Source organism: Phytohalomonas tamaricis, from assembly GCF_003012345.1.
Classification (GTDB): domain Bacteria; phylum Pseudomonadota; class Gammaproteobacteria; order Pseudomonadales; family Halomonadaceae; genus Phytohalomonas; species Phytohalomonas tamaricis.
Genome location: NZ_PVRV01000024.1, coordinates 272860 through 297189, shown reverse-complemented (window position 1 = coordinate 297189; position 24330 = coordinate 272860). Strand labels below are relative to the sequence as shown.

Sequence of the window (24330 nt, the reverse complement as noted above, 5' to 3'; positions counted from 1 at the left end):
GCCGGCTAATGTGCCGGCGTTTTTGTGGGTGGCGGAGCCTATATCTCCTTGTACAAGGCGCTGCCTTCCTCCTTGAAGCGCTCGGCCTGCTCCTGCATGCCTTTCTTTGCTTCGCTATCCAGCGTTTCCAGGCCATGCGATTCAGCGCCGGTGCCGAAACGCTCACGCACCTCCTGAGTGATCTTCATCGAGCAGAACTTCGGCCCGCACATCGAGCAAAAGTGCGCGACCTTGGCCGAATCCTTGGGCAACGTCTCGTCGTGATAGGCGCGAGCCGTGTCCGGGTCGAGGCCTAAGTTGAACTGATCCTCCCAACGAAATTCGAAGCGCGCCTTGGATAGTGCATTGTCGCGGCGCTGAGCGCCGGGATGACCTTTAGCGAGATCCGCCGCATGCGCGGCAATCTTGTAGGTGATGATGCCTATCTTGACGTCGTCCTTGTTGGGCAGCCCCAGATGCTCCTTGGGCGTGACGTAGCAGAGCATCGCGCAGCCATACCAGCCGATCTGCGCAGCACCGATGCCGGACGTGATGTGGTCATAGCCCGGAGCGATGTCGGTAACCAGTGGCCCGAGGGTATAAAACGGCGCTTCATCGCAGTACTCAAGCTGCTTGTCCATGTTCTCCTTGATCAGATGCATCGGCACGTGGCCGGGCCCTTCAATCATCACCTGTACGTCATGCTGCCAGGCGATTTTAGTCAGCTCACCCAGCGTTTTGAGTTCGGCAAACTGCGCCTCGTCGTTGGCGTCGGCAATCGAGCCGGGGCGCAGCCCGTCACCGAGCGAAAACGAGACGTCGTAGGCCTTCATGATCTGGCAGATGTCTTCGAAATGGGTGTAGAGGAAGCTCTCCTGATGATGGGCGAGACACCACTTGGCCATGATCGAGCCGCCACGCGAGACGATGCCGGTGACGCGCTTGGCGGTCAGCGGTACATGATGCAGCCGCACGCCGGCGTGAATGGTGAAATAATCCACCCCCTGTTCGGCCTGCTCGATCAGGGTGTCACGAAATATTTCCCAAGTGAGATCTTCGGCGACGCCGTTTACCTTTTCCAGCGCTTGGTAGATCGGCACTGTACCGATGGGCACCGGCGAATTGCGGATGATCCACTCGCGCGTCTCATGGATATTCTGGCCGGTGGAGAGATCCATGATCGTGTCCGCGCCCCAGCGGATGCCCCAGGTCATCTTGTCAACCTCCTCTTCGATCGAGGATGTCACCGCCGAGTTGCCGAGGTTGCCGTTGATCTTCACCAGGAAATTGCGGCCGATGATCATCGGCTCGAGTTCGGGATGATTGATGTTGGCGGGAATGATCGCGTGCCCGGCGGCGACCTCTTGGCGCACGAACTCGGGCGTGATTTCGCCAGGCAGGTTGGCGCCGAAGCTATGGCCGGGATGCTGATGAGCGAGGATGCGTTCGACTTCCGCCGTTCCCAACGCTTGGCGGCGCTGGTTTTCACGAATGGCGATGAACTCCATCTCCGGCGTGATAATGCCCTGACGGGCGTAGTGCAGATGGGTGACATTATGTCCAGGCTTGGCACGGCGCGGAGTACGTTTCAGCTCGAAGCGCAGCTGAGCGAGGCGTGGATCGGCAGCACGGCGCTGGCCGTATTCAGAACTCAAGCCATCCAGCCATTCGGTATCGCTACGTGCATCGAGCCAAGGGCGGCGCAACTCGGGCAAGCCACGGCGAATATCGATGTGTGCAGCCGGATCGGTGTAGGGGCCGGAGGTATCGTAGACGGTGAGCGGCGGGTTGGCTTCCTCACCGTCGCGGGTCTGGGTGGGGGATAGTGCGATCTCGCGCATCGGCACGCGGATATCGGGGCGCGAGCCCTCGACATAAATCTTGCATGAGGCGGGCAGCGGGGCGATAGCGGCCGCGTCGACTCGGGCGCTTTCGGCGAGAAAGGTCAGCGTGTGGTTCATGTGATGTGCTCCAGAGCAATGACAAGGTCATGCCGGCGCACAGCGTAAGGAGAGAAGGGAGCCTGAGAATGGAATAAAGGCACAGCAGGCAGAGCCTTCGCTTGATCCCTACGCCGGTACGAGCCGGATCAGGTTCATCGGGACCTGCCCTGGTATCGGTGCTACCGAATACATGAGCAATCTCAGCCGGTTCCACCGGCACCCCGTCAAGCAAGCGATGACTCGTGATTTACTACGAAAACAAGCCATCTATCGCGCAGTCTGAGCCGGTGGGCGGTATTGGGTCAAGCGTCGGGCCGGCAATTGCAGCGCTTATTTGGCAAACAGCTGACCGATGTCCTTGAAGGCCTTGAACTCCAGCGCATTGCCGCAGGGGTCGAGCAGGAACATGGTAGCCTGTTCACCCGGCTGGCCCTGGAAGCGCACGTAAGGCTCGATCACGAATTTAGTATCGCGCTGGCGCAGCCGCTCGGCCAGCGCCTCCCACTGCTCCCACTCAAGGACGATGCCGAAATGTGGCACTGGCACGTCGTGACCGTCGACCGGATTGGTATGGGCAGATTGCTGCGAGGGCGTAGGCGGATGCTCATGGATCACCAACTGATGACCATAGAAGTCGAAGTCGACCCACTGATCGCTGGAGCGCCCTTCGCTCAGCCCAAAGGTATCGCCATAGAAATGGCGGGCGGCAGGCAGATCGTGAACGGGAATGGCCAGGTGGAAGGGAGAAAGCGCCATGGGGGAGTCCTCATTGCATTAGCGTATGAAGTAATAGGGTGATCGCTATTGTGAATACGACTTTTAAGGCTGCAAAACGGATAGTATTGGCCTCAGAAAACCATATTTTTGGATTCATGCGATGCTTGATGAGTTGAAAACTCTGCTGGCGGTGGTCCGTCACGGCACGTTCGCGGCTGCCGGTGAACGCATCGGGCTATCTCAGTCGGCCGTGAGCGCAAGAATACGCCAGCTTGAAGCGCGACTCGGTACGCCACTTTTCGAACGTACTGGGCGCGCGCTGCGACTGGCACCTGACGGGCAACGTATTGTGGCAATGGCCGAGGAAATGCTGGCACTGGCCGAGCGGATGAAAGGGGGCGTCACGGAGACTCCGGTGTGTGGCCATCTGCGCTTGGGTGCGATTGCCAGTGTGCAGTGCGGTCTGCTGCCGCCGGTCCTGCGCGCGTTACGTACCCGCGCACCCGCGCTCACCGTGCAGCTGGTGCCGGGGGTGTCGCTGGAGCTGCTCGATCGCGTCGATAGGGGCGAGCTCGATCTTGCCCTGATGATTCGGCCGCCCTTTGCGCTGCCGGAGTCGCTGCGCGGCGAGGTGTTTCGACGCGAGCCTTTCGTGCTGGTGACACCGGCTGAGCTTGACGGTGACGATCCGTTGACGTTGTTGAAAACGCAGCCCTTCATTCAATATGAGCGCGGCTCCTTCGGCGGTCGTCAGGTGGCGGCATTTCTCGAGCGCCAGCGTCTGTCACCGGCGCCGGTGCTGGAAATCGATGAGATTGAGGCGCTCGTGCGCATGGTCGCGGTCGGGCTCGGCGTGGCGCTGGTGCCGCTGGGCGGGCTGTGGCCTGAACGCAGCGACGATGTGCGCATGCTCTCGCTGGGCGCGCATACCTTCTACCGCGAGCTAATGATCGTGACCCAAGCCCGCTACTCGTCAACGGTGCCGGTCTCTCTGCTGACCGAGTGTCTGCATGCGGCGCCTGGTCCTAGAGAAAACCTGCCGGCCGATTTTTGCGCAGGGATAAAATAGCGTGGTTATGCTGTCAGTAATGACAAGACGTGAGTTATCCATCAATAGCTAACCGCGGAAGCTTTTATGAAAACCAGAACCGTGCGCACGCAGCACGCTGCCCAGCGTGACGATATCGGCGATCTCGTCACGCGTCGGCCGCTGCCGGGGCCAAACCTCGACCAGCTCGACCCGTTCCTGTTTCTCAGCCATCACGGCCCACAGGTTTACGCGCCTGACAATCAAGGACTGCCGTTTGGGCCACATCCGCATCGCGGCTTTGAAACCGTTACCTTTATTCTCCAGGGCTCGCTGGCCCATGCCGACAGCGGCGATCATACCAGCGTGATCGAGGCGGGCGGCGTGCAGTGGATGACCGCTGGGCGCGGGCTGGTTCACGCCGAAATATCACCCGAACAGTTCAAGCGCGACGGCGGGCCGCTCGAAATTCTGCAGCTATGGGTCAACTTGCCGGCGAGGCTGAAGATGGTCGAACCGGCTTACACCGGGCTGCAGTTTGACCAGATTCCGGCCATTGCGCTCGATGAAGAGCGAGTGATGGTCAAGTTGATTGCGGGGGAGCTGAATGGCACGCACGGACCTATAGCGCCGTTGACGGATACGTTTATGTCAACTGTTAGCTTTACGCCGTCAGGTAACGTCAATCTACCTGCGCCGCAGGGGCGCACGGTATTTCTCTATGTGGTGAGCGGCCAGCTCAGCGTCGGCGGCGAGTCGGTGGCACCGCATCATCTCATTGAGCTCAACGACGATGCTGACAGCGTCTTGGTGCAGGCGGTCAGTGACGCCGTCATCCTCTACGGCCATGCCGCACCGTTTGAAGAACCGATGGTGGCCCACGGCCCGTTTGTGATGAACAGCCGCGAGGAAATCAGGCAGGCATTCGAGGACTATCAGGCCGGCAGATTTGGTGGGCTGCGCCTGTAGCGCGTATCGCTTGAAATGCCGCGGCGCTTGATGCGCCGTGAGAGAGGCATTCTGTCGTCACGTATTGGGGTAACACAAGGAGAGTCGTTCCATGAAAGTAGGATTTATCGGTCTTGGCGCAATGGGCAAGGGCATGGCGCTCAATCTGGTCAAGGCGGGCTTCAGTGTCACCGTCTGGAATCGTTCCGAGGAACCGGTTAAGGCGCTGGTCGAGGCCGGTGCCCGCCAGGCGAAAAAACCTTCGGATGCGGCCAAGGTCGATGTGCTGATCAGCATGCTGGCCGAAGATGCGACTGCCCATAAGGTGCTGCTTGATGGTGGCGTGATCGACGCGATGAGGAAGGGAACGGTTCACGTCAACATGGCTTCGGTATCGGTCGCCTTCGGTCGCGCCATGGCACAGCTACATGCACGTATGGGGCTGGGCTACGTTGCCGCGCCGGTGCTGGGCCGTCCTGATGTTGCCGCAGCCGGCAAGCTCAACATCATCGCCGCTGGCGAGCAGCGTTGGCTCGACAAGGCGCAGCCGCTGCTTGAAGCGATGGGCCAGAAGGTGTGGCCGGTCGGCGAGGCGCCCGAGCGCGCCAATGTGGTCAAGATCGGCGCCAACTTCATGCTGGCGAGCGCGATCGAGGCAATGGCCGAGGCTTCGACACTGACGCGTGCCTACGGTGTTTCGGCGCACGACTTTCTCGACATCGTTACCAACACGCTATTTGCCTCGCCGGCTTACCAGGGCTATGGCAAGGCGATTGCCGAGGAGAAGTTCGAGCCGGCCGGGTTCAAGATGACCCTCGGCTACAAGGACGTCGGTCTGGCGCTGAGTGCGGCCGGAGACGAGCGGGTGCCCCTACCGCTGGCTGGTGTGGTACGTGATCGCATGCTCGACGCAATCGCCAACGGCGACGGTGACAAGGATTGGGCGGGTCTTGCTACGGTGGCGGCGCGTCAGGCCCACCTCGACAAGCGCGGCACTGGTGAGTCGACATCCAATGCTGGCAATACATTGCAGAGCGGCGATGCTGAGCTAGCCGTGGAAAGTGATGAGATGGAAAAGTCGGAGCGTACCTCCTGGCTGCGCCGCTCGGCCAAGGGCCGCAAGGGAGATGCTGGTGACAAGCCCGACATGAACGACATCAATGACACCGCCGAGCAGGTCGATACTCGCGAGGAGCCGGTCAAGGAGCCAAGAAAGGAAAAAGGGGGACGGCGCAGTCGCAAGAAAAGCGACGATTAATCGGTGCTTCAACGCGGCGGCTTTTCATGTGGCGCATGGCAAGCTGTCGCGTTCGTTCAGTAACCGGTCATTTCGAGATAGCCCACCCCTTTATGGTCGCCGTTGACCTGCACCGCGCCTTCCCAGTAGGCGAAAGTCGTATTCATCCATTGATCATCGATGGTGGCGGTTACGTCCAGTGTGATATCGCGCCCCGGCCGGGCTAGCTGCAAACGCCAGCGCAGCGGCAGGCGATGGCCCTGCACGTCACGCTGTTCCAGCGGCTCTAGTGTGATGTCGTCGCCAGCGAGTGGCGTGACCATGCCGTCCGGTGCAATCCAGCTGCCGGAAATGAACGCGTCGCTGCCGCGCAGGCGGAATGCCATCAGCTTGTAGCCATCATCAAGATGCAGCGAGAACCAGTCCCAGCCGGCCTGATCGCCGCCGAGCAGTTGGCTGCTCCATTCACGGTCGAGCCAGGCCTGACCGTGGACCTCGACCGGCTGGCCGTCGAGGTTCAGCGTCCCGGAAGCATGTAGAAACGGCTGACTGTAATAATAGGAGCCCTGACCGTCGGCAGATTTCTGGCTGAAACCGTTGTTGCCCTGCAGTACCAGCGGCCCGTCAGCGGTGAGCTCCAGACGGTAGGAAAAATCGTCGGTGGCGGCAGCGACTGTCAGCGGCGTGAAAGCTTCGCCTGTGCTTTTCAATTCCCAGTCATCCAGCCAGGCGGCGAAGGGGGCGGCAGTAACGCCGGCCTGGCCGCTGCCGCCACGGGCAAAGCGCTCGCTCGCGCGATGACCGTTGGGCGTGGTCACGGCGGCGTGGGCCATCCACAGTTGGCGGCTGGCCCAGGGCGCTTTCGTGTCCTGTTCCCTTCCCGGCGGCGACATGGCTTGACGAAACAGTGTCCACTGCAGGCCATAGGTATGGCCGGCGTCGTCTTCAAGATTGGCGGTCAGGTACCACCACTCGATGCGATAGTCGGGATGGGTGCCGTGATCGACGGGAAAGGCAAGCGTTGCCCCCGGCGTGGCCTGGGCATAGCCGGCCGCTTCATTGCCAAGATCAGCGTAGCCGTGGCCGCCCGCGGCAGGCGCGTCATCATCACCGCAGCCACTCAGCATTAGCGTGGCGAGTACTAACAGTCCGAGCAGAGTGCGGCTCATGACCTGAACTCCTCAAGCAACACCCGTGGTGGGGTGCGCCACAGTCGCAGGCTGGCAATGCCTGCACCGGCACCGGCGACCAGCGCGGCAAGGAGCACCGCCCAGACCATCTGGACAGGGAAAATGTGCAGCGGCAGGCGCCAGCCGAACGCCTCGACATTGATGATGCCGACCAGAGCTTCGGTCAGCGCCACGCCCAGCGGCAGCGCCAGCAGCGCGGTGAGTGTGGCCAACGTCACGACCTGAATAATGCTGATCCACGCTAATCGGGCACGTGACAGGCCCATTGCCCACAAGGGCGCGAGCTGGGCACGGCGCCAGCGCCCCAGCGCCAGCAGTGCACTGGTCAGTGCCAGCGCGGCAACCGCCAACGTGAGCGTATTGAGTGCGCGGGTGATCGCGAAGGTGCGCTCGAAAATACGCTGCGACTCGCCCTTGATCGATTGCTGATCAATTACCGCCTGGTCATCGAGATCAAAGTGTTGACGCAGACGCGCGGAGACCTCTGCTGCAGCCTCGCTGTTAACATAAACCGCTAGTGAACTTTCCCCGCCGCTGGTGTACCAGTGATGTGCAAAGGTGGCAAGCGAAAGCGCCACTTCTCCTCTGGGATTGCCGTAATCGGCGTAGATACCGGCTACCTGCAGTGAGAGCGTTCCAGAAGGCGTCTTCAGCGTGACGCTGTCGCCCGGGGTGAGGCCACGACGATGAGCAAGCTGTTCATTGATCAGTGCGCCTCCTTCATTGACGTTCTGCCACGGCGCATCAGTGCTTTCAAGCAGTGGCCAGTAGCGCTGGCGCAGCGGGGAAACGTCGATGGCGCGCAGGTCGAGCGGCAACCCGTCAGCGGTGCGCGCCTCTGACCGATGCATGGTCAGCACGCCGTTGACCTCAGGCTGGGTGCGCAACCAATCGGTCACGGTAATCGTATCGACATTGCCGGGATGGACGTAAAGCTCGGCGGAAAGCCGCTGATCGAGCCAATCAAGGAAGGTTAGCCGGAAACCGCCCACCATGCTCGATACGCCGAGATTGGCGGTCAATGCCAGCAGCAGCGCGGCTAGCGCCAGCCCCAGACGAGGCAGTTGCAGGCGCGTATCGGCCAGCGCCCATTCAATGATCACGGCGCGCCCACGTAATAACCTCGTCAGCGTGACGAGTACGGCATCGAGAAGCGCCGGTAGCAATAGCGCGGCACCGAGCAGCAGCGCAGCAATTAATACAAAGCCCAGCAGCAAGCCGTGGCCACTATCGGCACTGGCGAAGCGACTCAGATAGAGCCACAGCGCGCCCGCGATCAGCCACAGAACACCGCCGCTGGTTGCCAGCCGTCGGCGTTGTCGCATGCCGCTACGCGCCTCGCTGCCAGCATGTGCGGGGGCAAGTACGTTGACCCGCGCCGCGCGCCGCAGCAGCGACAGTCCGGCGGTAACGGTGCCCGCCAGGGTCATAGCCAGCCCAGCGGCAATGCCACTGGGCGTGAGCGTCAGCGCACCGGCAACGCGCTCGTCGTAGAGTGAAGATAACGTCGCGGCGACGCCAGGCATTAGGATGGTGGCAAGTACAACGCCGCCGGCCAGCCCGAGCAGGGCGCCGATCAGGCCGAGCGTCAGCAGTTCCAGAGCCAGTGCCGTGACTAGCGCGCGCCGCGACACGCCGAGGGCACGCAGTATCGCGAAGGTGGGCATGCGCTGAGCCAGTGCCAGCCCCAGTGCGCTATGAACGATGAACAGACCCACAAGTAACGCCAGCATGCCCATCGCAGTCAGATTGAGGCGAAAACTTTCCGACAGCTGACCCGGTGAGATCGGTGCCCTCCGCGGACTGCGCTGGTAATCCTCCGCCACTGTTGCAAGCAGCGGCGCTGCGTGAGGCAGCAGCAACGCATCGAGCTGCGTGCCGCGTCCAAGCAGTGCGCTTGCCGCGGCGATATCGGTCACTGCCACCTCTGGGGCGAGCTCACGCTGTATGGCGATCGGTGGGAGTTCCCTGTCATTTACCAGCGTCAGGCGCTGACCGGCCTCCGCGCCGAGGGCGCGGACGGTATCTGCAGCAACATCGAGGCGGTAGGGCGGACGCAAGAAGGCCGTCAAGGATTCACCTTGCCGCTGCGTTGCGCCATGGGCGACGCTGCCGATATCGGGGGGCAAGGACAGCGCATCGATGCCAAGCAGATGCAGATGCTGGCCGGAGGCGAGCGTGATATTACCTTCAACTAGCGGCGTGACCGGCACCCCGGCACGGCGTAGGCGGGCGAAATCAGCTTGGGTTGGTGGGCGATCAATGGGGCGAATCGTGTCGATATCGCCAGAACCGAATAACGCCTCGACACGGGCGTAGCTGTCACGCGCCTGGGCATTGATGGTTTGTACGCCGCTGTAGAGCGCACCGGCAACGATCACACCGAGCAGCGCCATGGCAAGTTGGCCAGGGTGGCGGCGATAGTGACCGAGCAGGGCGCCCAGCAGTGCTCGCCACGCATCAATCCCCTTCATGACTATTAGCCTTCATTATCATGATGTCATCTTCACGTCAGTGCCGGGGCATGAGTGACATCGAATAGCTGACCGCGCCTTAGCCGGTAGTGACGTGCCAACGGCGCAGCCACGGCTGGGCTATGGGTAATCATCATCAACGCGCAGCCGTGCTCATCGATCAGTTCAAGGAGAAGCTTAAGTACTGCATCGGCCGCTTCCTCGTCGAGGTTACCGGTCGGTTCATCGGCAAGTACCAGCGCTGGACGCGCTGCCAGTGCGCGGCCAATCGCCAGACGCTGCTGCTGGCCACCGGAGAGCTGTTCGGGAAATCGTCGCTCGAGACCGGAAAGCCCCAGCCGTTCGATCAAACGTGCACACCAGGCGCCATCGAAGCGCCCGGCAAGGCGTGCTTGAAGCGCCAGGTTGGCGGCAACATCAAGACTTGGCACTAAATGAAATTGTTGAAAGATCAACCCGATCCGCTCTCGACGCAGGCGTGCGGCGGTAGCATCCGTAAGCGCGGAGAGGTCGATACCGTCGAGCCTGAGCGTGCCTTCATCGAAGCCGTCGAGACCTGCAATCAGGTGCATCAGCGTGGATTTGCCGCTGCCCGACTCGCCCATCAGTGCCAGGCTCTCGCCAGCCGCAAGGCGCAGGTCAACACGGTCAAGCACGCGTAACGGCCCTTGTGGGGTCGGGTAACTTTTGGTCAGCCCATCAATGGTGAGCAGCGTGGCGGTCATGGGGTTACCACCACCAGTTCTCCACCGGCTCGGGGGCGCGGCCGCGCTCAAGATCGATCCAGCCGCGTACGCAGCGCACGATAGTCCAGATATAAACCGCTCCCATCACGATAAAGCCGACCACAATGAAACTCAGGAAGAAGGCAGCGACAAGATAGAGCGCTCCGATCCAGAAGGTACGAATCTGAAAGCGATAATGCTCGGCTAGCCACGGAGAGGCGCGACGTTTGTAGATATAAGCCATGACCAATCCGACTACTGCAGTGATGCCTGCGGCGAGGCTGACCAGATAAAGGATATAAATCACCCGCGCGATGGTGGGGTTCTCATCGTCGCGGACATAGGTGATCGTTTCCGGTGACGTCATGAGCACCTCTGTCGTTAGTCGTTAGCGCATACACTCTTAGTGTGGCCAGCCCGAGCCAATCCTGCCAGTAGTGCTCGTGCTGGCCCACGCAGGGCTATCGAGAGAGGCCGAGGCCGTCAGAGACGGTGCGGATATCATGAATCTGTTGATTGACGAACTCAGTCATCTCATCACCGGACTTGTGAAAGGGCAGCAGGCCGCTGTCAGCCATGACCTTCTGCCACGCATCGCTGGCATAGAGGCTATCCAGCGTCTTGACCCAATAGGCATAGCTTTCATTCGACGTGCCGCCAGGGATATAGAAGCCTCGCCAGTTCGGGGCTACCACATCGATGCCCTGTTCGCGGGCAGTAGGGATATCCGCGAGTTCACCGGGTAGGCGCTGTTCTGACAGTACGGCGAGCAGGCGCAGATCGCCGCTCTGTACGAAGCCGAGCGCCTCGGAAAGATCGCCGGTAAAGACATCGATGTGATGACCCAGTAATTGAGTAATCGCGACCGATCCTGAATCGAAGGCCAGATACTTGATCTCGCGCAGTTTGTCAGCCCCCGCCTTCTGAGCAGCCATCAGTACCTTGATATGATCAAGCCCGCCTGCGACATCACCACCGGCGAAGCTGGCGGCGCGTGGATCATCCTTGAGTGCGGCCATTAACTCGCTGAGCGAATGCCAGGGCGAATCCTTGGCGACGGCAATGACACCATAGTCGGCGCCAAGCGATGCAACCCAACGCACCTGATCGGAATCGCCTTTACCGTAACGGCGCTGGGCCAGTTGGGTTGTGGTGGCCGTCGAAGCGGCAATAATCACATCCTCATCGCCCCGACGCTTGGACAGCACGTGGCTGAAGGCGACGCCACCGCTGGCTCCCGGTAAGTTGACCGTTTGCATGCCGGCGGGAATCAAATTTTCTTCTTGCAGAGTGCGTGCCACGCTGCGGCAGGTGAAATCCCAACCACCGCCGGGCTGGGCTGGGGCGATACATTCCGTCTTGCCACTAGGTGCGGCGTAAGCAATAGGGGCGGACATTGTCGCCGCGATCAGGGTAGGGGCCAGCAGGCGAGAAATAATGGCGCGCATGGTCGGGGTCGCTTTGTCTAATGGTAATAAATCAGTGTTGCGTTAGCCTACCGTGAAAACCTCTTGTATCGATAACACTTTAGTGAAATCGAAGACGATGGTGATGAACAGCGTACAGAGGAATTAAGAGCTCAGAGGAATAAAAGTGCCAGCGCTTGTAGAAGCGCCGGCTGATAATTATGGCAGGCTGAATAAACCATAAATGAGGCAGTATCGAACAAAATTTTTATCAGGCAATAGGGGCCTTTGGCTTGGCAGGCCATAGAGAGACGAGCGATGGAAAGCTAAATAATAGTTTTCCCTGTCGCCTATTGAGTACGGCATAGAGGGCGAGACATAGCCCGACAATAAGTAGAGTAAGTACCAGTGGGGCAAGCAAGCTTATGATAAATGTGTTGGTTCCTTCAAACTCATGCGGTACGACAATATATTGTGCAATCAGCATCACAAAAAACATGTGCATGACGTAGATAGGTAGTGTACGACGGCCTATAAAACCCAGCACTTTTAGATTGGACCACCGGCTTAACAATAAAAAGAAATCGATCGCTGAAAATACGAGAGCAAATGCCATTGTTAATTTGATACCTGGCTGTTCCAGAAGATCATATTGGGCGACTAATGGCATAGGTAGTGCTGCGACGAATAAAAGAATAATGAATCGTTTGGCATTGAAAGCGCTGAAGTGCCGAATAAGGAGGTTGCGACCGTAACAGCCAAAGGCAAAGAAAACAGCGTTTTCGCTCATGCTTTGCAGGTACCATTTATCGTTTACTAGTCCTGCGAAGCATTCGATCAGTGCAAGGGTGATCAAGGTAGGTAGTATCCAGTGACGAAACAGCTTACAAATCACAAAGTAAAGCGCTAACGCATATAAATACCAGATCCCTGTGGCCCCCTGCAAAGCGTTCCATAGCAGGCCAATAACATTGTCAGCGATTGGCTGACCTTCGGGGATAGCGTCCAGCCTTCCATGACTGATCATGAACAGATCAAGCCCCCAATGTGCAACCGTCCATAGAATATAGAGCCAAAGCATAGTGCCTACTCGTGACTGGAATACTTGTTGCCATGAACGGGAAAAGACAGACGAATAAGCCAACAAGCCAGATATCATAAAAAACAATGGCATTCTCAATGGTGTCATGGCTGTAATAGCCATATTCCAAATTGTGCTCGGTAGCGTATCGCTTAATGCACTAGGTTGAAGAATGAATAAATTTATATGAAAGAGCACTACCAATAAGATGCAGGCGCCTTTTGCGGCATCAATCCATGCGATGCGATTGGAGGGGGTGAGTTGAGAGGGCATATGTATCCGCTTGAGATGTAAAAGTGTTTTTTTGTAAATATAAATATACACAGCATTAAAATAATCGCTGTGCCACTTTGCTGAACTACGGCGGATAGATCTCTTTTACCTTAGGTTCTAAGGTAGGCTCTAAATACAAACAATAAGCAGAAGAAGTATGCCGCTGCTCGTATGAGTTTCGGCATACTAATTACTGTTGAGTGGAGAGTTAATTATTCAACCATAATAATGTTAAAACCCAGTGCTTTAATTGTTTTAGGCTGATGGCGACTTGGCGCACAATAAAAAAGCACGGGACGGAAAATTGAACAGTATCTGTCCCTGTCGTTTGTTGAGTATGGTATACAGGGCGAGACAGAGTCCGGAAATAAGTAGAGTGATTATCGCTGGGGCCAGCAGGCTTATGATGAATGCTGTATCTTCTTCAAATTTGTTAGGAACGATATACTGAGCAAGGATTAGAATAAAAAACATGTGCATAACGTAAATAGGCAGCGTAAGACGGCCAAGATTTTGCAGGATATTCAAGCTGAAAATTTTTGTTAATAATGCAAAGAAATCAATTGCTGCGACGACCATACTACATGCCAGTATTAATTTTATTCCTGGAACATAGAATAGGTCATATTTCATTACTATCGCTATTAGAATTGCTGTAAGTAATGAAGAAAAGAGAAAGCGCTTTGTATTAAAAGAACTGAAATGATAAGTGATGAAATTACGACCGTAACACCCTAGCGCGAAGAATATGCCGTTTTCGATCAGACTCTGTACATAAGGTTTCTCACTTAGCTGTCCATTAAAACACTGAGCCAGTGCCAGAATAGCTAATGTCAAAATTGCCCAGCGTTTAAAGGTTTTACATATGACAAAGTAAATTACCAACGCATAAAGATACCAGATGCCAGTAGCGCCTTGCAGAGCGTTCCAAATTAAACCAGTTATACTTTCTGGTGTCGGGTGTCCATGGTAAATAGCTTCTGGTTTACCATACTCCATCAAAAATAGTTCAAATCCCCAGTGAGCAATTAGCCACAACGCGTAAAGCCATAGCAAGGTGCCTATTCGTGAGCGGAATACCTGTCGCCATGATTTAGAGAATATGGACGAATAGACCAAAAAACCTGAAATCAGAAAGAACAGTGGCATACGCAGAGGTTTCATGGCAGTGATGACCATGTTCCAGAGCGTACTTGGCAGTGTGCTGCTTAGCTCACTAGGCAAAATAATGAACAAATTAGTGTGGTAGAGCACCACTAATAATATGCAGGTGCCTTTTGCGGCATCGATCCATGCGATGCGATTGGATGGTGTGAGCTGAGAAGGCATACATATCCGCTTTGGCTGTAAAATGTATTTTTATTAAGGAAAGCAAATATACACTGGGTTGAAATAACCGCTGTGCCGCTTTGCTGAACCCTCGCGGGCAGATAGCGCTCTCATGTGCAATACCATACGTTATGTTTAGCGAGGGTAATAAAAAAGGATGGATCTAAAATCGTAAGTGGGGAAATAGACTTAATGCATGCCGAGACACGTTAGAATCAGCGCAGATTGCTTTTACCTTTACCGTTTGCCAATTGATTACAGGAACAGGGTTATGCCGTCATTTGATATTGTTTCCGAGTTTGATAAGCACGAAGCGACCAACGCGGTTGATCAGGCCAATCGTGAAATTCAAACTCGTTTTGATTTTAAAGGCGTTGATGCCAGCTTTACTCTGAATGGGGAAACCGTCTCGCTTGAGGCCGAAGTCGATTTTCAGCTCAGGCAGATGATGGACGTATTGAGTGCCAAGTTGATTTCACGCGGCATTGATGCGCGCTGCATGGAAGAAAAGGAGCCGGTACTGACCGGCGTCAAGGCACGCCAGGATGTAGTGCTCAAGCAAGGGCTTGAGCAGACCGACTGCAAGGCAATCGTCAAACAGCTCAAGGATGCCAAGCTCAAGGTTCAGAGCCAGATCCAGGGCGATAAAGTGCGAGTTACCGGCAAGAAGCGCGATGACTTGCAGCAGGCGATTGCTCTGCTCAAGAGTGACCAGGGGCCGGATCTACCGCTGCAGTTCAATAACTTCCGCGACTAAGGTTTCTTTTCTGCTCGGCTAGCGATGTTTGCTGCTGTAGAGCCGGTTTTCCCTCCAGCCGGGCAGATTCTCGTCTTCACCGAGCGTGCGACGATATCGCTTGTACTCCCATTGATACTGGGCCGGATCGAGCGCGATGACGGCTTCAACGCAGGCATTGACGCCGGTGGCTGAGGTCGTTTCGTCTCTAGCATAGACGCGTTCGTCAGCGGCGAGAAAGTGAATGTCGAAGCCTGCGCCGTCGGGCAACCGTTTAGCCACGCCAGTCACAACACGCGCATTGGTGCGTGCCACCAGTTTAGGCAACAGCGTGGCGGTATAGGCTGGCCGACCAAAAAAATCGGCAAAGACCCCGCTTCCCCATGAGGGCACCTGGTCCGGCAGGATACCAATCGCTTCACTGCGCTTGAGTGCCTTGAGCAAGGCCGCGACACCACGAGAGTTAGTCGGTACCAGTTCGGCCCCCATCCGTTCACGGCCTTGGCGGGTAATCGGGTCGAGCGGGGTGATCTTGGGCGGCTCGTACATAGCGGTAAACGGGAAATGGCTCGATAGCCAGAAATTGAGAATTTCCCAATTGCCGAAGTGGGGCGCAAGCACAACGACGCCCCGTCCTTCGGCACGGGCCTCATCGAGCAGCTCGCGTCCGTAGACCTGATGAATTGAGTCGCGCACCCGGGCTGGGTCTCCCATCCAAGCAAATCCCAACTCCATGATGGTCGCCACACTGTGGTGCAGACTATCGTGCATGAGCTGTTTGTTATCTGCCCTGGCAAGGCCGGGGTAGGCTTGGCGCAGGTTGATACGAGTGACGCGCCGCTCACGTGCGGCGATCAGGCTATAGAGCGGTTCGATGCGACCGGAAAACCGCCACAGTGAGGCAGGCGTACGCCAGGAGAGCATCCGCCAGAGCGTGGCGATGGCGCGGGCTTTAAAGGTATCAGTCAGCGTCATAGGATCAGGTTCGAATTGCGAAGCGTCGAGTATAACGGAGCCTGCTTCGCAGGTCAGTTCACGAAAGCCCAATAGGCTGATCGGCACTGTTTGAGACGTTTCAGCGACACCACTTCCAAGGGTTATCATTTCAACGCCGTGAGCTGGCAATACGACTAAAAATTGCTAGCTTAAGCACATAAGCAAAATGGCAGTTGGCTTTCCTCTGACGCCAACGTATATTCGCCGCCGCTTCGTTCTCTGCACCCTGTGACTGCAATTTTGATCCTGAGGTTGTTCATGGCTCGCCAACTTTTGGCCTTAGTCTTTCCTCCGCTGTTGGGTCTTTTCATTCTGGCACTCGGCAACGGGTTTCTCTCTACACTGGTGACACTGCGCCTGAATGCGGCAGGTGCCTCGGTAGATACGGTGGGATGGGTGTCATCGGCCTACTATATTGGCCTGGCTGTCGGTGCACTGTTGAATGACCGCCTCCTGCTGCGCATCGGACATATCCGCTCCTATTCCTGTTTCGCCTCGATTGTGGCGGCGGCGGCGTTGGGGCAGGCGCTATGGCTCGATGCTTACTGGTGGTTTTTCCTGCGCTTGTTGGGGGGCTGGGCGACAGTAGGGGTTTATCTGGTAATCGAAAGCTGGCTTTTGACCAGTGGTGATCGCGCCGTGCGTGGGCGAGTGTTGGCGTTTTACATGATTTCGCTATATGCCGCGCTAGCGCTGGGGCAGTTGCTGCTAGGGTTGTTCGATTTAAGTGCCGATGTGACGCCCTATGTGCTGATCGGCATGCTGGCTTCGTTGTCGGTATTGCCACTGGCGATTATTCCGCGCGTTTCTCCTTTGATCGAGCACGCCGAGCCGCTTTCGCCACTGCGGCTGGCGAAGATGACGCCGACCGGGGTGATGGGCAGTTTCGGCTCGGGATTGCTGGTGGCGGCACTCTATAGTCTGCTACCGCTCTATCTGCAGCAGATTAATTATGACATTGAAGGCATCGGTCAGTTGATGGCGATTGTCATTGTTGGCGGTATGGCGCTGCAGTACCCGATCGGCCGCTGGTCGGATCGTCACGATCGCCAGATCGTGCTGATCCTGCTCGGTGCGGTGCTGGTAGTACTGGCGTTGCTGATTCCGCTGGCGGCTTACAATTTCTGGACGCTGGCGGTGACACTGTTTCTTTACGGCGGGGCGGCCTTTTCATTCTATCCAGTCTCGATCAGCCATTCTGCCGACCGCGCACCGCCCGGGGCACTGGTAGGCATGAGTCAGGGGTTGTTGCTGATCAATGCGGTCGGCTGCACGATCAGCGCACCGATACTGACCTCAGTAATGAGCCTCGTCGGTGATGCAGGGCTGTTTTACGGCTTCGCTGCCGTATCGCTGGTGATGGGGCTGTTCTTTGCCTGGCGGCGTAGCGTCAAGCCAGCGCCTCAGCCAGTGGCGCCTTTTTCTGCGCACCCAGTGCAGTCAGTGGTAGGGGCTGAGCTGGAGGTGACCAATGAAATGGTAGAAGGCGTTGAGGAGCATGCACAGGCGGATGCGTTGGAAGCCGAGCGGCGTGAATCGGCACTGACGGCCGCAGCCGACCACGCAGAAAACGGCCCGAGCGGGGAGGGTATGAGTAGCGAAGCCAACAGTGTTAGCGATCATGCCGAAAGCAAGGATGACAATCCCCCTGCGTCGCCGCCGCGCTCATGACAGCGACGTGGTAAAAATAGCGTGAGAGCAGGCAGCAACAACAGAAAGGGTCGGCGTATGCCGACCCTTGTTACTTGAATGCTCAGGAGATCAGTACGCCTCGGCCAGGGCGGTAGCTGCTGTCGGTGCCAGCGGTAGCATAGGAAAAAGTGTCGCCTGATAGGCGTGATAGATATCAGGCTTGCCGGACCACACGCTTTCCGAAGGTGTGTTGTGTTCATCGAGTTCATGATGCCAACTGCCGTGGACATGATCGATCAGGTAAGTGTCGATGTAGTCCCACCAGCGGCGATAGCATGCTTCAAAACGCTCTTCCTGAGTGCGTACGACGAGTGCCGCGGCAGCGGCAACTGCTTCCCCCGCCACCCAGTGCATGCGATTGCGCACCACCGGCTGGTGCGACCAGTCGACGGTATAGACGAAGCCGGGCGCGCCATCGACGCTCCAACCCACCTGGGTTGCGGCATCAAACAACGCCTTGGCATCTTCAAGCAGCCAATCCGGCGCTTCTTGGCCGGCGAGGAGCAGACCAGCTTCTAAGTTGAGCAGCAGGCGTGACCACTCCAGCGCATGACCGGGAGTAAGCCCGTAGGGACGGAATTGATCGGCCGGCGTTTCCTTGTTGTAATCGCGTACCTGCTGCCAGCTGGTGTCGAAATGCTCGACCACAAGGAAATCGGCGCTAGCGGCGGCCTCATGAATCAAATGTTGAGCAATGCTGAGGGCACGTTCGCGCCACACAGGTGCCTTGAGGACATCGGCCAACGCCAAGAAAGCCTCAACCGAGTGCATGTTGCTGTTGGCACCACGGTAGGCTTCACTTTCGCTCCAGTCACGGTTGTAGCTCTCGACCACGCGTCCTTCGGTTTCCGACCAGAAACGGGTTTCGATGATATCCGCGGCCTGGTCAAGTAGTGCCTGCGCTCCCGGCCGGCCAGCGGCTGTGGCCGAGGAAGCCGCCAGTGCAACGAATGCGTGCAGGTAGGCTTCCTTGGTCGAGGAGGACTCGGCACCTGGCAATTCAGCAAACCAGCCGCCGTGTTCGTTATCGACGAACATTTCCTTGAGCGCCGTTACGCCGTGATCAGCCAATGCGCCAGCACCGGGAATACCCTGCAGGGCAGCCAGAGCAAACGTATGCGTCATGCGGGCTGTCACCAATGTCTGCGGACGCACGTCCGGCGTTTGCTGGCCGGTATTGTCAAGCCAGCCGAAACCACCTTCGGGGCGGCGAGCGGCCTTGCCGAAGGCGACCAAGGCGTCGCCTTGCTGCGTTAGCCAGCGTAGATGCCCCGGCCGCGCCAGCCAGCTATGCGGGGGTAGCGAGTCGGAATAGGCGGTAGTCATGAAAGCTCCTTGCGTAGACGATCCATGGGTCGATTGCTCGCTCATGCGCACTTGCAGAGGCATGACGGCACTCATTTCAAACCGGCCGACAAGCTTAGCCGTACCATGAGCAGAAAATAAATGCCTCTATTGTCGCGAGATTGGCCGATTCGAGCATGACAGAAGTGCGCTTAGTGGTCAGGGTCGACTACGCCACCGAGCGAGGCGTTGCGCCGGAACCAGCCGGCAATGCTGGCTCTGGGCAGGCGGGTCGGTAACACTTCATGGGGAATGGTGTCGGAGAGAAAGCACACGAATGTTCCTGCTTCGGGAATGACGCGCCCCAGCTCACAACTGTCGTCGTCCGACGCGTAAAGCGCCATTTCCCCGCCGCCATCAGCCGGCCAGTCGCGGTTGAGATAAAGCACGCTTGAGATGACGCGATTGGCTCGGCCACGGAAGCTGTCGAGATGCTTTTTATAAAAGGTGCCGGGAGGGTAATGAGCGAAATGCGCCTCGAACTCGAATAGCCCCATATAGAGGCCACGATTGATCGCCTCGCGCACGTCATCCATGACCGCCAGATAACGGCGCTGAGCAAGACTTTCCTGATCGAGCCAGCGGATCGCGTCGCCGCGGATATCCCGGCGCAGCTGATGTTCATTGCCACGCCCGATCCCGGCATTATCGAGCGCAGCATTGCGCTCGAGACTGAACAGTTCCTCACGCAACGCGTCGACAAGCTCGGCATCAAGAAAATGTTCGGTGATCGCAAACCCGTGCTCGACGAGGCCGTCGAGCAATGTGTCGATAGCGGCGGCGTTGTAAAAACGCTCGCGTTGATGGGGTAGGCCAATACTCATGAACGTTTACTCTTGGAAGCGGTGATACGTTGACGTGAAGATGGATGGCGAAGCTCGCTCCCCTTAGGCGGATGCTCAAGGCTGATATCGAGCGCAAATCCTACGGCGAGCAGCTCAACGACCATCATGGCCGACAGCCCCCACAATATGCGGCCGCCGATATCATAGCTCGGTACATAGAGCTTGGTCTGCAAGTCGGTGACGATAACATCGGTATGATGGCGGCGGTCGTCGAATAGATACGTTAGGGGAACCTCGAATACCTCATCCAACTCGCCGGGGTTAGGCGTCAGTCGCAGTCCGTCGGGAATGATACCGACGAAGGGCGTCACGGCCATGCCGTGCAGGGATAGCCGGTCGCTTAGTTGACCAATAATCTTGACTGAGTCAGGCGGCAAGGCGATCTCTTCATGCGCTTCACGCAGCGCACACGTCTGAAGATTCTGATCTTCAGGATCGAACTTACCCCCGGGGAAGGCCACCTGACCGGCATGGGTCGAGAGATGAACGGCGCGCAGGGTCAACAAAAGGCTGGGCGTGGGACGGTCGATGATGGCCATCAGTACCGCTGCGCGCGGATAGTCTCCTGATAAATGCCGTGGCGCATAGGCTTGCAGCCGCTCGCGTAGTTTCTCTAACATGGATGGCTCTGACATCAAGCGATTCTCTGAATGAAATCACGTCGTTAGGGCTTGGTTCGAGGATCGGGCGTCCGCCTTAATTACGCATCGAAGCCGCTTTGGCGGTCGAACGAGGATAGTGCCCCATGAATTTCTGTAGCCACTGCGGTGCCCCGGTGCGCCTCGCGATTCCCGAAGGCGATGATCGTCCCCGTTATTTGTGTGAAAGCTGCGGTACCATTCATTATCAGAACCCCAAGATTGTGGCCGGGACGCTGCCAGTAAGCGGTGATCGCGTGCTGTTGTGTAAACGGGCGATAGCGCCGCGTTACGGGTACTGGACACTGCCAGCCGGTTTTATGGAAAACGCTGAGACGACCGTCGAGGCAGCACTGCGTGAAACCCGCGAGGAAGCTGGCGCCGAAGTGGACAATGTCACTCTCTATACACTGATCAATCTGCCGCATATTGATCAGGTTTACATGATTTTTCGCGGTGAACTCAAGGGCGAGTTTACAGCGGGTATCGAGAGTCTGGAGGTGGCGTTATTTCGTGAGGAGGATATCCCGTGGGATGCGCTGGCCTTCTCGACGATTGAACGGACGCTCAAGCACTTCTTCGCCGACCGCAAGAACGATCACTTCCCTTTGCATATCAGCGATATCCGTAAACGCCAGGGTGCTGATGAGCCTCCGGCGGTATAACGCAATGCCCAAGTTAAAACTGTTCGAGTTTATAGACCTCGTAGGCGGGCTCTTCGTAAGGGTGAGCTTCCTTCAATGCGTTGACTGCTGAATGAATGATCTCATCGCTGCACACCATTTCGATTTTCAACTCTTCTACCTGGGTGAGTTCGCCTACCTTGCCAATATGCGGGTGGGCGCCCTCACGTGGGCGAAATTGGCCATGGCCCAACATTTGATAACAACAGGCTTCATAATCACCCTGGCTACCGGCCCCGGTGGCAAAGATGGCTTCTTTAACTTTTTCGGCATCTTCAACCGGTACAAAAAACGATAATTTATACATCATGCCTCCCTGCATGGGCTTTCTGGTGGATACAGCACTGAAAAAACGCGGTACGGCCTGCGCGCTATCCTTGATGATGGCATAATCGCGCACTCGATTCCTGTTGCCCATGTGGGCAAGCAATAGCGTAATAACGTACGGGACTGCCCGATACCGAATAGGTTCACCCCATGTTGAAATGGCTGTTCATCATACTGCTTGGCATGCTTGGTTTGCTGCAGTATCACCTCTGGCTGGATGAAGGCGGCCTGTTGGAACTGCATCGTACCCATGCCCGCGCGGATGCGCTGGCAGATGAAAATGCTGAGCTCAAGGCACGCAACGATCGGTTGGCAGCCGAAGTCGTCGACTTGAAAAACGGACTCGATGCCATTGAAGAGCGTGCTCGTAATGATATTGGCATGGTGCGTAACGATGAGCAGTTCTTCTGGGTACCCGGCGTCACCGTGGATGCCACCAAGGAAGCGCAGCCATGATGCCCCGCGAGACAGGCTTACGTGACTCTAATGATGACACGCTATGGCTCGTTGTTCCTGCGGCTGGGAAAGGTACGCGGATGCGTGCCGAGAGGCCCAAGCAGTATCTCGACCTCGATGGCCAGCCCGTTATCGTGCATACCCTGGCCAAGCTACATAGTGCCTGGCCGCAGGCACGGTTGATATTGTGCCTCGATGAAAAAGATGTCTGGTTCGAGGAGCGCTTTGTGCCGTTCGATCACTGGCAGCGCATCAACGGTGGTGATGAGCGCGCTGATTCGGTGCTAAATGCACTGATGGCGTTGCAAGGGCGCGCCCACGCTGACGATTGGGTACTGGTGCATGATGTGGCGAGACCCTGCGTACATGTCGATGATCTGCACACCCTTCATGCCAGCGTGATTGGCGATGAGGTTGGAGGCTTGCTGGCCACGCCAGCAGCGGACACGATGAAGCGTCAGGACCGCTCACATCGAGTGGGCCACACTGAGTCACGCGAAGGGTTATGGCATGCCTTGACGCCGCAGGCCTTTCGCTATGGTCTACTGTACGAAGCCCTACACACCGCCCGCCAATCGGGACAGACGATTACCGACGAGGCTTCCGCGGTCGAGGCATTTGGCCTGGCGCCGAAATTGGTCCCTGGTCGCCGCGATAACCTCAAGATTACCCATCCTGAAGATTTGGCGCTGGCGCGCTGGATTATCACTGCGCAGCGAGACAATACATGACGCTTTCTGACACTACGACTTCCCTTCAGCCGCTGCGGATCGGGCACGGCTTTGATGTTCATCGTTTTGGTCCCGGTGATCATTTGATGATCGGCGGGGTACGTATCCCCTTCGATTACGGTTTCGTTGCCCACTCCGACGGGGATGTGCTGCTGCATACGATCAGTGATGCCTTGCTGGGCGCCTGTGCGCTTGGTGATATTGGGCACCATTTCCCGGATACCGATGAGGCCTGGAAAGGGGCAGATAGTCGCGCCTTGTTGCGCCATGTTGTCACGCTCGTGGTCGATGCGGGCTATCGCATCGCTAATGTCGACGCCACGGTTATTGCACAGGCACCGAAGCTTGCCCCTCATATCACGGCGATGCGCGAAACGATTGCCAATGATCTTGGCGTGGATGTGGGGCAGGTCAATGTAAAGGCAACGACCAGTGAGGGTCTTGGCTTCACCGGGCGTAAGGAAGGCATCGCTGCCGAGGCGGTTGTCTTGCTGATTGCTCAATGAGTAACGACGCGTCTTCATTCAACTGGCCACGGGCCTACGGTGAGCCGGTAGGCGCAGGCCTTTATCGCCAAACGCCAGAGGCGTTCATGGTCGAGGAGGTGCTCGACTTTAAGCCGGAAGGCGAAGGCGAGCATCTGTGGCTGTGGCTTGAAAAGCGTGAGTTGAACACGGTTGAACTGACCAAGCGGCTGGCACGTAACTTTGAGATCGCGCTGCGTGATGTCGGTTTCAGTGGCCTTAAGGACCGCAGCGCTGTTACCCGGCAGTGGGTATCACTGTGGTTGCCGGGCAAGGCGACACCGGACGATCTGGAAGCGCGTGTGGCGGATGCTGGCGCGCTATTGCTGAAGAGTGATCGCCATCCGCGCAAACTGAAGCGTGGCGTGCATCGCGGTAATCGTTTTCGGCTGCGTATCGCGCTGGACGCGTTCGATGCAGCGCGGCGTGATGCGCTCACGCGGCGTTGGCAGCAGCTGGTTGAGCAGGGCGTACCCAATTATTTTGGCCCGCAGCGCTTTGGCTGGGGCGGTGCTAACATCGTTCGCGCCCGCCAGTTGTTCGCACGCGGCTGGCGCAAGCGTGATGATAAGCAAGGCTTGATGCTTTCAGCAGCGCGCAGCTTTCTGTTCAACGAAATATTGGCGGTGCGTATCCGTTGCGGCAGCTGGAATGAGGCGTGTGAAGGCGATGTGTTCAATCTTGAAGGCACCATGAGTCGCTTCATGCCGGAAGGCATCGATGAGGCGCTGCGTTCACGCGTGGCACAGCTTGATATTCATCCCACTGGTGCGTTGTGGGGCGTGGGAACATTGGATAGCCAGAATGAAATAGCGGAACTTGAGCAAGCCGTTGCCGCGTTACATCACGATATTGCTGTGGGGCTTGAAAGCGCCGGGCTGAGGCAGGAGCGTCGAGCGTTACGTATCAGACTCGCTGAGCCGCAGCTCGATTGCGACGATGACGGTGCGTGGCTGACCTTTACGCTTGGACGAGGCGCCTTCGCTACGGCGGTGCTGCGTGAGCTGATCGACCATCCAACGTTATAAC

General features: G+C 57.4%; 24 protein-coding genes and 1 riboswitch. Of the genes, 10 read left to right on the top strand and 14 right to left on the bottom strand.

Features of this window, described 5'->3' with window-relative positions; translation table 11 throughout:
* Positions 1 to 38 precede the first annotated feature (38 nt).
* Complete coding sequence (thiC, locus tag C3Z11_RS15195) at positions 39 to 1940, bottom strand: phosphomethylpyrimidine synthase ThiC (RefSeq protein WP_106478790.1); 1902 nt, start codon at positions 1938 to 1940, stop codon at positions 39 to 41.
* A gap of 88 nt (positions 1941 to 2028) precedes the next feature.
* A riboswitch (TPP riboswitch) is annotated at positions 2029 to 2156 on the bottom strand.
* 96 nt (positions 2157 to 2252) lie between these two features.
* Positions 2253 to 2678, bottom strand: a complete 426-nt coding sequence (locus tag C3Z11_RS15190) for a VOC family protein (protein WP_106478789.1) — start codon at positions 2676 to 2678, stop codon at positions 2253 to 2255.
* A 121-nt stretch (positions 2679 to 2799) separates the two neighbouring features.
* Between C3Z11_RS15190 and C3Z11_RS15185 the strand changes: the two genes are divergently transcribed.
* The 3 genes from C3Z11_RS15185 (at position 2800) to C3Z11_RS17335 (ending at position 5872) form a co-directional block, all read left to right on the top strand.
* Positions 2800 to 3708 carry a LysR family transcriptional regulator gene (locus C3Z11_RS15185; RefSeq protein WP_106478788.1) on the top strand — a complete coding sequence of 303 codons (909 nt, stop codon included), beginning with the start codon at positions 2800 to 2802 and terminating at the stop codon, positions 3706 to 3708.
* Positions 3709 to 3774: 66 nt separating this feature from the next.
* Positions 3775 to 4635, top strand: a complete 861-nt coding sequence (locus C3Z11_RS15180; RefSeq protein WP_106478787.1) for a pirin family protein — start codon at positions 3775 to 3777, stop codon at positions 4633 to 4635.
* A gap of 91 nt (positions 4636 to 4726) precedes the next feature.
* Positions 4727 to 5872, top strand: coding sequence for an NAD(P)-dependent oxidoreductase (locus C3Z11_RS17335; RefSeq protein WP_106478786.1), 1146 nt, complete (start codon positions 4727 to 4729; stop codon positions 5870 to 5872).
* A 56-nt stretch (positions 5873 to 5928) separates the two neighbouring features.
* Here C3Z11_RS17335 and C3Z11_RS15170 read toward each other — a convergent pair whose 3' ends face one another.
* The 7 genes from C3Z11_RS15170 to C3Z11_RS15140 all read right to left on the bottom strand — a co-directional run bounded on the left by C3Z11_RS15170 (position 5929) and on the right by C3Z11_RS15140 (position 14329).
* Positions 5929 to 7020 (bottom strand): lipocalin-like domain-containing protein, encoded by a 1092-nt coding sequence (locus tag C3Z11_RS15170; protein ID WP_106478785.1) that lies wholly within the window; start codon positions 7018 to 7020, stop codon positions 5929 to 5931.
* Positions 7017 to 9515 (bottom strand): FtsX-like permease family protein, encoded by a 2499-nt coding sequence (locus C3Z11_RS15165; RefSeq protein WP_106478784.1) that lies wholly within the window; start codon positions 9513 to 9515, stop codon positions 7017 to 7019. The genes C3Z11_RS15170 and C3Z11_RS15165 overlap by 4 nt, the downstream gene beginning before the upstream one ends.
* 32 nt (positions 9516 to 9547) lie before the next feature.
* The gene (locus tag C3Z11_RS15160; protein WP_262927433.1) at positions 9548 to 10240 is read right to left on the bottom strand and encodes an ABC transporter ATP-binding protein; all 693 of its coding nucleotides are present in this window, start codon (positions 10238 to 10240) and stop codon (positions 9548 to 9550) included.
* Between the two features lie 4 nt (positions 10241 to 10244).
* Positions 10245 to 10607: a DUF4870 family protein gene (locus C3Z11_RS15155; RefSeq protein WP_106478783.1), complete on the bottom strand. Its 363-nt coding sequence runs from the start codon at positions 10605 to 10607 to the stop codon at positions 10245 to 10247.
* A 94-nt stretch (positions 10608 to 10701) separates the two neighbouring features.
* Positions 10702 to 11688 (bottom strand): Bug family tripartite tricarboxylate transporter substrate binding protein, encoded by a 987-nt coding sequence (locus C3Z11_RS15150; RefSeq protein WP_106478782.1) that lies wholly within the window; start codon positions 11686 to 11688, stop codon positions 10702 to 10704.
* A gap of 229 nt (positions 11689 to 11917) precedes the next feature.
* On the bottom strand, positions 11918 to 13000 hold the full coding sequence (locus tag C3Z11_RS15145) for an acyltransferase family protein (protein WP_106478781.1): 1083 nt from the start codon (positions 12998 to 13000) through the stop codon (positions 11918 to 11920).
* Positions 13001 to 13255: 255 nt separating this feature from the next.
* Positions 13256 to 14329 (bottom strand): acyltransferase family protein, encoded by a 1074-nt coding sequence (locus C3Z11_RS15140; protein ID WP_106478780.1) that lies wholly within the window; start codon positions 14327 to 14329, stop codon positions 13256 to 13258.
* Between the two features lie 271 nt (positions 14330 to 14600).
* Between C3Z11_RS15140 and C3Z11_RS15135 the strand changes: the two genes are divergently transcribed.
* On the top strand, positions 14601 to 15086 hold the full coding sequence (locus tag C3Z11_RS15135) for a YajQ family cyclic di-GMP-binding protein (RefSeq protein WP_106478779.1): 486 nt from the start codon (positions 14601 to 14603) through the stop codon (positions 15084 to 15086).
* An 18-nt stretch (positions 15087 to 15104) separates the two neighbouring features.
* Here C3Z11_RS15135 and C3Z11_RS15130 read toward each other — a convergent pair whose 3' ends face one another.
* Positions 15105 to 16040, bottom strand: a complete 936-nt coding sequence (locus tag C3Z11_RS15130) for a lysophospholipid acyltransferase family protein (RefSeq protein WP_106479072.1) — start codon at positions 16038 to 16040, stop codon at positions 15105 to 15107.
* Between the two features lie 279 nt (positions 16041 to 16319).
* On the opposite strand from C3Z11_RS15130, the gene C3Z11_RS15125 reads away from it, so the two are divergent.
* Complete coding sequence (locus C3Z11_RS15125; protein WP_106478778.1) at positions 16320 to 17732, top strand: MFS transporter; 1413 nt, start codon at positions 16320 to 16322, stop codon at positions 17730 to 17732.
* Between the two features lie 90 nt (positions 17733 to 17822).
* Here the strand turns inward: C3Z11_RS15125 and C3Z11_RS15120 are convergent, their stop codons facing one another.
* The 3 genes from C3Z11_RS15120 to C3Z11_RS15110 all read right to left on the bottom strand — a co-directional run bounded on the left by C3Z11_RS15120 (position 17823) and on the right by C3Z11_RS15110 (position 20562).
* The gene (locus C3Z11_RS15120; RefSeq protein ID WP_106478777.1) at positions 17823 to 19079 is read right to left on the bottom strand and encodes a D-mannose isomerase; all 1257 of its coding nucleotides are present in this window, start codon (positions 19077 to 19079) and stop codon (positions 17823 to 17825) included.
* Between the two features lie 170 nt (positions 19080 to 19249).
* Positions 19250 to 19921 (bottom strand): 2OG-Fe(II) oxygenase, encoded by a 672-nt coding sequence (locus tag C3Z11_RS15115; protein ID WP_106478776.1) that lies wholly within the window; start codon positions 19919 to 19921, stop codon positions 19250 to 19252.
* Positions 19918 to 20562 (bottom strand): CoA pyrophosphatase, encoded by a 645-nt coding sequence (locus C3Z11_RS15110; RefSeq protein WP_106478775.1) that lies wholly within the window; start codon positions 20560 to 20562, stop codon positions 19918 to 19920. The genes C3Z11_RS15115 and C3Z11_RS15110 overlap by 4 nt, the downstream gene beginning before the upstream one ends.
* Before the next feature lie 125 nt (positions 20563 to 20687).
* Between C3Z11_RS15110 and C3Z11_RS15105 the strand changes: the two genes are divergently transcribed.
* Positions 20688 to 21245, top strand: coding sequence for an NUDIX hydrolase (locus C3Z11_RS15105; protein WP_106478774.1), 558 nt, complete (start codon positions 20688 to 20690; stop codon positions 21243 to 21245).
* 13 nt (positions 21246 to 21258) lie between these two features.
* Here the strand turns inward: C3Z11_RS15105 and C3Z11_RS15100 are convergent, their stop codons facing one another.
* A complete protein-coding gene (locus C3Z11_RS15100; RefSeq protein ID WP_106479071.1) occupies positions 21259 to 21570 on the bottom strand; it encodes an NGG1p interacting factor NIF3 in 312 nt (103 codons plus the stop codon).
* A gap of 170 nt (positions 21571 to 21740) precedes the next feature.
* Between C3Z11_RS15100 and C3Z11_RS15095 the strand changes: the two genes are divergently transcribed.
* The 4 genes from C3Z11_RS15095 to truD are packed head-to-tail and all read left to right on the top strand — an operon-like array spanning position 21741 to position 24329.
* Positions 21741 to 22046, top strand: coding sequence for an FtsB family cell division protein (locus tag C3Z11_RS15095; protein WP_106478773.1), 306 nt, complete (start codon positions 21741 to 21743; stop codon positions 22044 to 22046).
* Entirely contained in the window at positions 22043 to 22777 is a 735-nt protein-coding gene (gene ispD, locus C3Z11_RS15090) for a 2-C-methyl-D-erythritol 4-phosphate cytidylyltransferase (RefSeq protein ID WP_262927432.1), read from the top strand. The genes C3Z11_RS15095 and ispD overlap by 4 nt, the downstream gene beginning before the upstream one ends.
* A gap of 32 nt (positions 22778 to 22809) precedes the next feature.
* Complete coding sequence (ispF, locus tag C3Z11_RS15085) at positions 22810 to 23283, top strand: 2-C-methyl-D-erythritol 2,4-cyclodiphosphate synthase (RefSeq protein WP_106479069.1); 474 nt, start codon at positions 22810 to 22812, stop codon at positions 23281 to 23283.
* Positions 23280 to 24329, top strand: a complete 1050-nt coding sequence (gene truD / locus C3Z11_RS15080; RefSeq protein ID WP_106478772.1) for a tRNA pseudouridine(13) synthase TruD — start codon at positions 23280 to 23282, stop codon at positions 24327 to 24329. Before ispF ends, truD begins: the two co-directional genes overlap by 4 nt.
* The last annotated feature ends 1 nt before the right edge of the window (position 24330 follow it).